The organism is Pseudomonas sp. NFX98 (assembly GCF_047784845.1).
Lineage (GTDB): Bacteria > Pseudomonadota > Gammaproteobacteria > Pseudomonadales > Pseudomonadaceae > Aquipseudomonas.
In genome coordinates, this window is sequence record NZ_JBLNNF010000023.1 from 1 (window position 1) to 11,480 (window position 11,480).

The following is an 11,480-nucleotide window of genomic DNA, read 5'->3' on the forward strand; positions in this document are numbered from 1 at the left end:
CCCCCAAGCAGATCATTTGTGCGGCGATGCGAAAGCTGCTGCACTTCGTTTACGGCGTACTCAAGTCGGGCCAGCCCTACGACCCGAAACTTGCGCTTGCCCGGTGAGGTTCAAGACGGTATCTACACGGATTTTCAGCAGCCTTTGAAAATACCGGGCCGCCGCTCCACCAGCGACCGCACACCCTCCTGCGCATCCTCACTGGTCAGCAACTTCTTCACCAGCGTCGGTAATCCTTGTGCCGCAGCGGTTTCCCCTTCGTAACGCGCCTGCCGGGCCGACATCAGCGTCGCCTGGACCCCCAGCGGCGCCTGTCGCGCGATTCGCTCGGCCAGCTCAATCGCCCTCGGCAGCAAGTCTTCACTGGCCATGACTTCCTGTACCAGGCCCAAGTGCAAGGCATCCCGGGCATCGAACTCGTCGCCGGTCAGCATCCAGCGCATCGCATTGCCCCAACCGGCCACCTGATGCAGGCGCAAAGTGGCCCCGCCAAACGGGAAAATCCCGCGCTGCACTTCCATTTGCGCGAAGCGGGTGTTGCTGGCGCACAGGTTGATATCCGCAGCCAGCATCAATTCGATGCCGATGGTCAAACAATAACCTTGCGCGGCGACGATCACCGGTTTGCTGACCCTTGGCCCGGCGAACACACCCCAGGGATCGCACCCGCCGGGTGGCGCTTGCCAACCTTCGGTCAGCGCCGCGCTGGCGTTGACCAGATCCAGCCCGGCGGTGAAATGTTCGCCATGACCGAAGACTACCGCCACCCGCGCGTCGCTGTCGGCTTCGAACTCGCCGTAGGCCATGCTCAGTTCGTTGAGCAGGTCGAGGTCGAAGGCGTTGCGTTTGGCCACCCGGTCCAGGCCGATCAACAGGACGTGACCGCGCTTTTCACGGCTCACACGACTGGTGTTGGGCTCTTTCATGGTGCATTTCCTCGAGCGGGAAGGGGAGTCGGGCCGACGGTCCGGGTGGTCCGGGTGAACCGTTTTAGCGCCATAACCCGCAAGGCCGGGCCTTTGAAAAATAGACGCTTGCACGATTATCCGCAAAGCCTGTGACAGAACGCCGTACGCGGGAGTTTTGCGATAAAAAAAGCTCCCTTTTTCGGCAAATTCCGGTATAGTGCGCGCCGGCCTTTAGCCGGGCCGCGTTTAGGTAGAGCAATTCCCCGAAGTCAGCTTCGGCTGCACGTCCGTACTGCGGACTCTCCCTTGACGATTCTTTTCATTCATTCGTTTTCGCAAATCCCCGCCGACAAAGCTGCCAGGGCGACTCTTGAGTCTCAACACGGCACGCGCAGCTTTGGAGCATGGGTCTTTGCGGATGCACTTAGAGGCAGACCCATGACCCAGGAAACCGGCGGCTTCGCCGCTTTTAATCTCAATCCGAATATTCTTGCAGCCGTCATCGCGACTGGCTACGAAGAGCCATCGGCTATTCAGCAGCAATCGATCCCGATCATCATGGCCGGTCACGACATGATTGGTCAGGCGCAAACCGGTACGGGTAAAACCGCTGCGTTCGCCCTGCCGATCCTGCATCGCATCGATCCTGCAAAGCGCGAGCCGCAAGCCCTGATCCTGGCCCCAACTCGTGAGTTGGCGCTACAAGTTGCAACCGCTTTCGAAACCTACGCCAAGCAAATGCCGGGCGTAACTGTTGTGGCTGTCTACGGCGGCGCGCCGATGGGCCCACAGCTGAAAGCAATCCGTAATGGCGCACAGATCGTTGTCGCCACTCCGGGCCGTCTGTGCGACCACCTGCGTCGTGACGAAAAAGTACTGGCGACCGTGAACCACCTGGTTCTCGACGAAGCCGACGAAATGCTCAAACTGGGCTTCATGGACGACCTGGAAGTTATCTTCAAGGCTCTGCCTGCAACCCGTCAGACCGTATTGTTCTCGGCCACCTTGCCGCAGTCGATCCGTGCCATTGCCGAACGCCACCTGCGCGATCCGCAACACGTGAAGATCCAGACCAAGACCCAGACCGTTACCGCGATCGAACAGGCTCACCTGTTGGTTCACGCTGACCAGAAGACTTCGGCCGTTCTCAGCTTGCTGGAAGTGGAAGATTTCGACGCCCTGATCATGTTCGTGCGCACCAAGCAAGCGACCCTGGACCTGGCCAGTGCCCTGGAAGCCAAAGGCTACAAAGCCGCTGCGCTGAACGGTGACATCGCCCAGAACCAGCGTGAGCGCGTAATCGACTCCCTCAAGGATGGCCGTCTGGACATCGTTGTGGCGACCGACGTTGCTGCTCGTGGCCTGGACGTTCCGCGCATCACTCACGTTTTCAACGTTGACATGCCGTACGACCCAGAGTCCTACGTTCACCGTATCGGCCGTACCGGCCGTGCCGGTCGCGAAGGTCGCGCGCTGCTGCTGGTAACTCCACGTGAGCGCCGCATGCTGCAAGTGATCGAGCGTGTAACCGGTCAGAAGGTTGCTGAAGTTCGCCTGCCGGACGCTCAAGCCGTTCTGGATGCGCGCATCAAGAAACTGACCAACAGCCTGTCGCCGCTGGTGGCTGATGCCGAATCGACCCACGGTGATCTGCTCGATCGCCTGACCGCCGACATCGGTTGCAGCCCGCGTGCCCTGGCCGCAGCCCTGCTGCGCAAGGCCACCAACGGTCAAGCGCTGAACCTGGCCGCTATCGAGAAAGAGCGTCCACTGGTGCCGAACAACGCACCGCGTGGCGATCGTCCAGAGCGTTCCGGTGACCGTCCTGAGCGTGGTGATCGCGAGCGTCGCGCACCAATGCCGCTGGGCGAAGGCCGTGCTCGTTGCCGTACCGCGCTGGGTGCGCGTGACGGTATCGCTGCCAAGAACCTGCTGGGCGCCATCCTCAACGAAGGTGGTCTGGCTCGCGAAGCAATCGGTCGCATCCAGGTGCGTGACAGCTTCAGTCTCGTCGAGCTGCCGGAAGATGGTCTGGAGAAGTTGCTGACCAAGCTGAAGGACACTCGCGTTGCCGGTAAGCAGTTGAAGCTGCGTCGCTACCGCGAAGATTGATCCGCCCCCGGGCTGATTGATCGAACATAAAAAATCCCCGACTGGTTCGGGGATTTTTTTTGCCTGTAAAAAAGATCGCAGCCTGCGGCAGCTCCAGAGAAATGCGATCCCATGTGGAGCTGTCGAAGGCTGCGATCTTTTGATCTTCATCTCAGCCGAAGCGATAGATATCCATGCCCAGCGCACCCATGGTGAACCCTTTGTGGGCAACGCTGAAGTCGCCTCCGGCACTGCGGGCAAAGTACAGCGGCAACAAATGCTCATCGCTGGGGTGGTTGCGCACGGCGTTCGGTGCTTGTTGGCGATAATCGTGCAGGGCCGCTTCGTCGTTCGCCGCCAGCTTCTCGATCATCCAGTCGCGGAACGTCTGTGCCCAAGGTTCGACGCTTTCGGGGCCGGCATGCCAGTCCAGTTCCCGCAGGTTGTGGGTGATGCTGCCGGAGCCGATCAGCAGCACGCCGTGTCCACGCAGGCTGGCCAGGGCATGACCGACGCGGGTTTGCAGGGCAGGGCCGCCACGGGTGGGCAGCGAGACCTGGACAATCGGAATATCCGCCTGCGGGTACATCAAGGACAAAGGCACCCAGACCCCATGATCGAACGGCCGCCGGGCATCGATGCGCGCCGAAAGGTCGGCGGCGTTCAACAGTTCGACAACCTCTGCGGCCAGTTGAGGTTCGCCAGGCGCCGGGTATTGCACTTCGAACAGCGCCCTTGGAAAACCACCAAAGTCGTGCCAGGTTTCGGGCTGGGGATTACCGCTGACTAATAGCTCGTGACTTTCCCAGTGCGCGGAAACGATCACGATGGCTTTGGGTTTGGGCATTTCTGCCGCCAGGCGAGCCAGAGCCGGTCCACTGGCACCAGGTTCCAGCGCAAGCATCGGGGAGCCATGGGATATGTACAGGCTGGGGAACATGAATGAGCTCCTGAGAGTTAAGATGCACCATCTTCAGTCAGATCATTGATCTAAATCTAATATAAGTTTTAGGGTGTTTTGATCGAATTTTCGGGGTTATTTATGCAGCCGGAGTTTTGGCACAAGAAGTGGGCGTCGAATCAGATCGGCTTTCATCTGCCGCAGGTGAACCCTCATCTGAAGCGGTTCTGGCCAGCGTTGAGCCTTGAAGAAGGCGCACGCGTGTTGGTGCCGCTATGTGGAAAAAGCCTGGATTTGCTATGGCTCGCCCATCAAGGTCATGAGGTCTTGGGAGTCGAACTGTCGGAAAAAGCCGTCGAGGAGTTTTTCAGTGAACATGGCTTTGATCCGGCCGTTAGCGAACAGGGACCGTTCAAGGTTTATCGGGCAGGTTCCATTGAGCTGTGGTGCGGCGATTTCTTCGAGCTGACGGCAGGCGATGTTGCCGATTGCTCCGCGCTTTATGATCGTGCAGCACTGATCGCGCTGCCGGCGGAAATGCGAGAGCGCTATTCCGCCCATTTGACGCGGATACTGCCGAAGGAGTCTCTGGGACTGCTGATTACGCTGGACTATGACCAGTCGCAAATGTCCGGCCCGCCGTTTGCCGTGCTTGATGAGGAAGTGCAGCGGTTGTTTGAGGCTTCATGGACGCTGAAAATCCTGGAAGATCAGGATGTGCTGAGCGAGAGCGGGAAATTCCTGGAGGCGGGTGTCACGAGGCTTGAGGAGCGGGTGTACCGGGTTTCCAGCCGGTAATTCGTAGCGGATATTCTGCCCTCATCGCGAGCAAGCTCGCTCCCACACGGAATTTGTGAACGACGTGGAACCCTTGTGGGAGCGAGCTTGCTCGCGATGAGGCCCTCAAAAGCACTCCAATAATCAGCAGACAAAAAAAGGCCCGCATCGCTGCGGGCCTTTTCTATTCAAGCAGAGCTAATTAGCCCCGACGACGAGCCAGAGCGTCGATACGCTCTTCCAGCGGCGGGTGGCTCATGAACATGCGGGCGAACCCTTGTTTAATGCCACCGTTGATGCCGAAGGCGTTCAAGGTGTCGGGCATATGCACCGGCAGGCCTTGTTCCGCACGCAGACGTTGCAGGGCGCCAATCATTGCGGCCGTACCGGCCAGGTTTGCACCGGCTTCGTCAGCGCGGAATTCGCGCTTGCGCGAGAACCACATCACGATGGCGCTGGCCAGAATACCCAGGACCAGTTCGGCGACGATGGTCGCGACGTAGTAGGCGATGCCCTGGCCTTCTTCGTTTTTGAAGATCACCTTGTCGACAAAGTTGCCGATGATCCGGGCGAAGAACATCACGAAGGTGTTCACCACGCCCTGGATCAACGCCAGGGTCACCATGTCGCCGTTGGCGACGTGGCCGATTTCGTGGGCCAGAACCGCTTTCACTTCATCCGGCGAGAAGCGTTCGAGCAAGCCCTGACTGACCGCGACCAGCGCGTCGTTCTTGTTCCAGCCGGTGGCGAAGGCGTTCGCTTCGTAGGCCGGAAAAATCCCGACTTCGGGCATCTTGATCCCGGCTTCGCGGGACAGTTGCTCGACAGTTTGCAGCAGCCATTGCTCGTGACGAGTGCGTGGCTGGGTGATGATCTGGGTGCTGGTGCTCATCTTCGCCATCCACTTGGAGATGAACAGCGAGAACAGGGAACCGGCGAAACCAAAGACCGCACAGAAAATCAGCAGCTGATTGAGATTGAGGTCAACCCCATTGGCCGCCATGAACCCGTTGAAGCCGAAAAGGCTCAGGGTGATGCTGGCAATCAGCACGACCGCCAGGTTAGTGGCCAAAAACAGCAGGATGCGCATCATGGTTGTAGAAATCTCCTTATGCTAAAGATGTAGCGTACTGCGGGGTATATAAGGTGCTGCACCGGGGTATTCAACCGGGTGACTATTTCAAACTGTGTCCTACGGCAATAGCTTAGTCGCTTGAAGGACTTTTCCGATGGCGCAGAAGGAAGTGTTTGTCAGCTCCTGGACGTCCCGCCCCCCGTCGTTGTTAGACGCGAGCAGGCCAGGTGTTATCGATCAGAGGTTGAGGTGTCAGGGAGCGGCAGGGCGCAAACATGTGTTGCTGAATGAATCACCGTGCGATGGGTTGGCATCGCACGGTGAAGGCCATTCACTGGCGATAGGACTTGAGGAAGTTGCCGATGCGGCCGATGGCCATGTCGAGGTCATCGACGCGTGGCAGTGTCACGACGCGGAAGTGGTCCGGCCATGGCCAGTTGAAGGCCGTGCCTTGCACCACCAGCAGCTTCTCGGAGAGCAGCAGGTCGAGGACGAATTTCTCGTCGTTGTGGATTGGGCAGACTTTCGGATCGATGCGGGGGAATGCGTACAGCGCGCCCATCGGCTTGACGCAGCTCACGCCCGGAATGTCGTTGAGCAGTTCCCAGGTGCGGTTACGCTGTTCCAGCAGGCGCCCCTGCGGCAGCACCAGGTCGTTGATGCTCTGGTAGCCACCCAGTGCGGTCTGGATCGCGTGCTGGCTCGGCACGTTGGCGCACAGGCGCATGTTGGCCAGCATGTCGATGCCTTCGATGTAGCTCTGCGCGTGGTGTTTCGGGCCGGAAATGGCGATCCAGCCGGAACGGAAACCGGCGACGCGATAGGACTTGGACAGGCCGTTGAAGGTCAGGCACAGCAAGTCCGGCGCCAGGGACGCGGTGCAGATGTGCACGGCATCGTCGTAGAGGATCTTGTCGTAGATCTCGTCGGAGAACACCACCAGATTATGCTGGCGGGCCAGTTCCAGCATGCCCAGCAGCACTTCTTTGGAGTACACCGCGCCGGTCGGGTTGTTCGGGTTGATGATCACCAGCGCCTTGGTGTTCGGGGTGATCTTGGCCTTGATGTCGGCCAGGTCCGGCCACCAGTTGGCTTGCTCGTCGCACAGGTAGTGCACCGGATTACCACCGGACAGGCTCACCGCAGCAGTCCACAGCGGATAATCCGGAGCCGGCACCAGCACTTCGTCGCCGTTGTTGAGCAGGGCCTGCATCGACATCACGATCAGCTCGGAAACGCCGTTGCCCAGGTAAATGTCTTCAATGCCGACGCCTTCCACCTGCTTTTGCTGGTAGTACTGCATCACGGCCTTGCGCGCGCTGAACAGGCCTTTGGAGTCACTGTAGCCCTGGGCGGTCGGCAGGTTGCGGATCACGTCCTGGAGGATTTCATCCGGCGCTTCGAAACCAAAGGGCGCCGGGTTGCCGATGTTCAGCTTGAGGATGCGATGGCCTTCCTCTTCCAGGCGTTTGGCGTGCTTGAGCACTGGGCCGCGAATGTCGTAGCAGACGTTGGCGAGCTTGTTCGATTTGCTGACCTGCATGGCGATGTGTTCCCGAAAATGAACGATCCAGGCGGCGTGTGAACAACCGTACTGGGAATCCTGCGTAATCACACAGGCCTGACGCCTTGAGAGGCAGCATCCATAAATCCGTTTGAATGCGCGTGGTCTGGCTGCCAGACTGGCGTTTGACGAGGCGCAATCATACGTGCCGCCCGATCCGTGGAAAAGGTACAGATCGGGCTTTTTCAGCCGCCGAGGTGTGAAGATGGAAAAGTTGGAAAAAACCCTGGAAGAATGGAAGGCGATGCTCGATCCAGAGCAGTACAACGTGTGCCGCCTCAAAGGCACCGAACGACCGTTCTCCGGCAAATACAACGCCACCAAGACCGATGGCGTTTACCACTGCATCTGCTGCAACGAGCCGCTGTTTGACTCGAAGACCAAGTTCGATTCCGGCTGCGGCTGGCCGAGCTTCTACGCGCCGATCGGCGACAGCGCCATGACCGAGATCCGTGATGTCAGCCACGGCATGATCCGCACGGAAGTGGTCTGCGCCAAATGCGATGCGCATCTGGGGCACGTGTTCCCAGACGGCCCGCCACCCACCGGTCTGCGTTACTGCATCAATTCGGTGTGCCTGGACCTGGTGCCACGCGAGTAAACCTCTGTAGGAGCACGGTTTGCCGGCGATGGCGATCTCAAGGGCGAAATCGCCGGCAAGCCGTGCTCCTACAGAAGGGTGGTTTATTGATTATTTAAATTGCACACAATTCAATTGCTCGCTATGTTTGTCCCATCTTCCCGAATCAGGAGCTTTCATCGTGAGCGACAATCTGCTGAGCATCCCGTGCACCACCATCAAGGGCGAGCAAAAGACCCTGGCCGATTTCGCCGGCAAAGCCGTGTTAGTGGTCAACACCGCCAGCAAATGCGGTTTCACCCCGCAGTACAAAGGCCTCGAAGAACTGTGGCAGACCTACAAGGATCAAGGCCTGGTAGTGCTGGGCTTTCCGTGTAACCAGTTTGGTAAGCAAGAGCCGGGCAACGAAGGGGCGATCAGCGAGTTCTGCGAGCTGAACTACGGCGTCAGTTTCCCGCTGTTCAAAAAGATCGAAGTCAACGGAGCAAGCGCTCATCCGCTGTTCGTGCAGTTGAAAAAACGCGCGCCCGGCTTGCTCGGTTCCCAAGGCATCAAGTGGAACTTCACCAAGTTCCTGATCGGTAAGGACGGCCAGCTGGTCAAACGTTTTGCTCCGGCGACCAAGCCGCAGGACTTGAGCAGCGAGATCGAAGCCCTGCTCAAATGAACAGCCTGTCCGTTGATTCGCTGAACCTCGACAGCCAGCTCTGCTTCAAGCTCTACGCTGCTTCCCGCGCGGTGATCCGGGCCTACAAGCCGATGCTCGATCAACTGGGCCTGACGTACCCGCAATACCTGGCGATGCTGGTGTTGTGGGAGTGGCAGGCATCAGCGCCGGAGCAGCCGACCGTCAAGGCGCTGGGCGAACGCCTGGCGCTGGATTCCGGCACGCTGACGCCGTTGCTCAAACGCCTTGAGCAATTGCAACTGGTTCAGCGTCAGCGTTCGGCACGGGATGAGCGCGAGGTGCACTTGAGCCTTTCCCCCAGCGGGCTGGCGTTGCGCGATCAGGTCGGGCCGCTGAAGGCGCGGTTGCTGTGCGACAGCGGCGTGGATCTGGATCGTCTGAATGAACTGCGCGACGGCCTCGATCACCTGTTGGGGCAAATCAAGGCGCTGTCGTAGCGGGTAACCACACATCCAGCAACGCGGCCAGTTCTTCCCGGCGGAAGGGTTTGGCCAGGTAGTCGCTCATGCCCGCCGCGCGACAGCGTTCGCGCTCTTCGGACATGGCATTGGCGGTCAGCGCGACGATGGGCAATTGCGGCCAGCGCCCGCTGCGGCGAATTTGCCGACTGGCTTCATAACCGTCCATCACCGGCATGTTGCAGTCCATCAACACCAGATCGAATTCGCTGCTTTCCAGCTGATCCAGCGCCTCGACCCCATGAGCGGCGACAATCACCTCGCAACCGAGTTTGCCCAGCATGCCCTTGGCCACCAGTTGATTGACCGGGTTGTCCTCGACGAGCAACACCCGTGCACGCCGTTGTGGGGTTTGGGCATCGACAGGAGCGTCGTTGATGGTGGCGATTGCCGGTTGCAGGATACGTCGTAGATTCTGATGCAGCGCATTGCGTGCCAACGGGCGTGCCTGTTGTTGCAAAGGGGCGAGGGCGTTGGCTTGTTCGCTGGGCATGAAACTGCCGTAAGCGGTCACCAGCAAAATCGGCGCAGTAATGGTGGGGCGTAGGTTGAACAGACATTCCGGGCAATCGGTGATCAGCACATCGGGGTTCAAGCCAATTAGCGGATCGTCGATCGAGCGTTGCTGATAGTCCAGCCCCCAACCGGGCAACACGCTACCCAGCAGTTCCGCCAGGCCGCTGCTGGCTGCGGTGATGGCGACGACCTTGCCTTGCAACGCAGGTGGTGCCTGGGCCCGGCTGTGGCGGGGCAGCGGCAGTTCCGCGCAGAACTGGCTGCCGAAGCCTGCTTCCGAACTGATGGTCAGGCGTCCTTGCATCGCTTCGCAGAGGTTGTAGGTCAGGGCCAGGCCCAACCCCGTACCGCCAAACTGCCGGGTAATCCCGGCACCGGCCTGGGTGAAGGGCTGGAAGATCTTGACCTGAGCGTCCTGGGGAATGCCGATGCCCGTGTCGCAGACTTCGATTCTGACGTCGTCGCCGGATGTCGACAGGCGCACATCGACCCGTCCGAAACGGGTGAACTTCAGCGCGTTGGACAGCAAGTTGCTGACGATCTGCCGGACCCGGGTCGGATCACCGAGCACCAGCGCCGGAAACTGCGGGTCGATGAGGCAGGTCAGTTCGACGCTCGGCGCCGCGTTCTGCGACAGCAGGTTGGCGGTGTCTTCGATCAGTGAGCCGAGGTCGAACGGGATGTGTTCGAGTTCGAGCTGACCGGCATCGAATTTCGACAGATCGAGAATATCGTTGAGCAATTCCACCAGCACTTTGCCCGAGTCGTGGGCGATGGACAGTTGTTGCTGTTGTTCGGCATTCAGCGGACCGTCCAGCGACAACGCGATCATCCCCAGCAGGCCATTGAGCGGTGTCCGAATTTCGTGGCTCATGTTGGCCAGGAACACGGAGCGCGCTTCGGCCATGTCCAGGGCGGTGCTGCGGGCGACTTCCAGTTCCTGATTGGATTGACTGAGGCGAGCGTTGATTGCCTTCAGTTCGGCGGTGCGCGCCGAGACAATATTTTCCAGTTGGCTGAGGTAGTCGGTCAGGCGGTTTTCCGCATTGCGGCGCTGCTGGATTTCCGTGGCGACGTTTTCGAATTGCTGATTGGCGACTTTCACCAGCACGCCGATTTCATCGTTGGCGTGTCCGGCCGGACATTCCAGTGTGGTGGGTTCGATGCTGCGCGAGTCGCGACCGCTGAGTTCGCGGATTACCCGCACCAACGGTTTGGTCAACATCACATAGAACAATGCCAGCAGAAGGCCGGTCAGGATCAGGCTGCGGGCGAAGCCGTTGAGCAAGGTGACTTCGGCGCGACGCAGAAAACGGTAACCGAATGAGTAAGTGTCGACGTCCAGTCGCAGCGTGCCGAGGGATTCGTTCGGCAAGTGGTCCAGATAGAGGCGGTCTTCGAACTGTCGGTCGGCACCGAACAACAAGTCGCTGAGCACGCGATAACCGCTTTGCAGGCCGGGGCGTTTGACGTTGGCCAGCACGTTGCCATTGTTGTCGGTCAGTCGCGCGCCGATGATCGCCGGTGAGCGCAGCAGGCCCAGGGTCAGTTCCTGAGCGAGTTCGGCATCGATGTTGTAGGCGATACGCGAGGCCGGGTTGTGACTGATTTCCAGCAAAGACACAATTTCACGGTTGATGGAGGCGTCTTCGCTGACATAATCGATGCCTATTTGCAGCAGGCTGAGCAGCGTGCCCAGAATGAAACCGACCAGCACGGTAAGCTTGGCTTGCTTGTAGGACAGCCGGTTGGTGAATTTGATATCCATGGGGTGTTGGACCACTTCCGTTTCCCTTCGCTGCTCAAGCATAGCCGATCATGCATGGATGCCGACGCTCTCGCGAGCCCTTGTACCGGGGCTTGTCCCGGTTGTCGAACATTGTGTTTCGTCGCTGTATCGTCATCATTACTGTGAACATGCC

10 protein-coding genes and 1 pseudogene are annotated in these 11,480 nt (G+C 59.4%); 6 read left to right on the forward strand and 5 right to left on the reverse strand.

What is annotated here, in order from left to right:
- Positions 1–107: pseudogene (locus ACM110_RS25790) on the forward strand (IS110 family transposase); the annotation flags it as partial.
- A gap of 27 nt (positions 108–134) precedes the next feature.
- Here the strand turns inward: ACM110_RS25790 and ACM110_RS25795 are convergent.
- Entirely contained in the window at positions 135–926 is a 792-nt protein-coding gene (locus ACM110_RS25795; protein WP_416129976.1) for a crotonase/enoyl-CoA hydratase family protein, read from the reverse strand.
- 420 nt (positions 927–1,346) lie between these two features.
- On the opposite strand from ACM110_RS25795, the gene ACM110_RS25800 reads away from it, so the two are divergent.
- Positions 1,347–3,020 carry a DEAD/DEAH box helicase gene (locus tag ACM110_RS25800; RefSeq protein WP_338582246.1) on the forward strand — a complete coding sequence of 558 codons (1,674 nt, stop codon included), beginning with the start codon at positions 1,347–1,349 and terminating at the stop codon, positions 3,018–3,020.
- Between the two features lie 151 nt (positions 3,021–3,171).
- Here the strand turns inward: ACM110_RS25800 and ACM110_RS25805 are convergent, their stop codons facing one another.
- On the reverse strand, positions 3,172–3,939 hold the full coding sequence (locus tag ACM110_RS25805) for a DODA-type extradiol aromatic ring-opening family dioxygenase (protein ID WP_416129977.1): 768 nt from the start codon (positions 3,937–3,939) through the stop codon (positions 3,172–3,174).
- A 102-nt stretch (positions 3,940–4,041) separates the two neighbouring features.
- Here ACM110_RS25805 and ACM110_RS25810 point away from each other — a divergent pair, with 102 nt between their 5' ends.
- On the forward strand, positions 4,042–4,698 hold the full coding sequence (locus ACM110_RS25810; RefSeq protein ID WP_416129978.1) for a thiopurine S-methyltransferase: 657 nt from the start codon (positions 4,042–4,044) through the stop codon (positions 4,696–4,698).
- A gap of 181 nt (positions 4,699–4,879) precedes the next feature.
- On the opposite strand, the gene htpX is transcribed toward ACM110_RS25810, so the two are convergent.
- Together htpX and ACM110_RS25820 are read right to left on the reverse strand one after the other, a co-directional pair.
- On the reverse strand, positions 4,880–5,770 hold the full coding sequence (htpX, locus tag ACM110_RS25815) for a protease HtpX (RefSeq protein WP_338582242.1): 891 nt from the start codon (positions 5,768–5,770) through the stop codon (positions 4,880–4,882).
- Between the two features lie 313 nt (positions 5,771–6,083).
- Complete coding sequence (locus ACM110_RS25820; protein WP_008030363.1) at positions 6,084–7,295, reverse strand: pyridoxal phosphate-dependent aminotransferase; 1,212 nt, start codon at positions 7,293–7,295, stop codon at positions 6,084–6,086.
- 226 nt (positions 7,296–7,521) lie between these two features.
- On the opposite strand from ACM110_RS25820, the gene msrB reads away from it, so the two are divergent.
- The 3 genes from msrB (at position 7,522) to ACM110_RS25835 (ending at position 9,021) form a co-directional block, all read left to right on the forward strand.
- Positions 7,522–7,917, forward strand: a complete 396-nt coding sequence (gene msrB, locus ACM110_RS25825) for a peptide-methionine (R)-S-oxide reductase MsrB (protein WP_338582241.1) — start codon at positions 7,522–7,524, stop codon at positions 7,915–7,917.
- 160 nt (positions 7,918–8,077) lie between these two features.
- Positions 8,078–8,563, forward strand: coding sequence for a glutathione peroxidase (locus tag ACM110_RS25830; RefSeq protein WP_416129979.1), 486 nt, complete (start codon positions 8,078–8,080; stop codon positions 8,561–8,563).
- Positions 8,560–9,021, forward strand: a complete 462-nt coding sequence (locus ACM110_RS25835) for a MarR family winged helix-turn-helix transcriptional regulator (protein ID WP_416129980.1) — start codon at positions 8,560–8,562, stop codon at positions 9,019–9,021. Before ACM110_RS25830 ends, ACM110_RS25835 begins: the two co-directional genes overlap by 4 nt.
- On the opposite strand, the gene ACM110_RS25840 is transcribed toward ACM110_RS25835, so the two are convergent.
- The gene (locus ACM110_RS25840) at positions 9,005–11,326 is read right to left on the reverse strand and encodes an ATP-binding protein (RefSeq protein WP_416129981.1); all 2,322 of its coding nucleotides are present in this window, start codon (positions 11,324–11,326) and stop codon (positions 9,005–9,007) included. The two genes, ACM110_RS25835 and ACM110_RS25840, sit on opposite strands and share 17 nt — an antisense overlap.
- Positions 11,327–11,480: the final 154 nt, after the last annotated feature.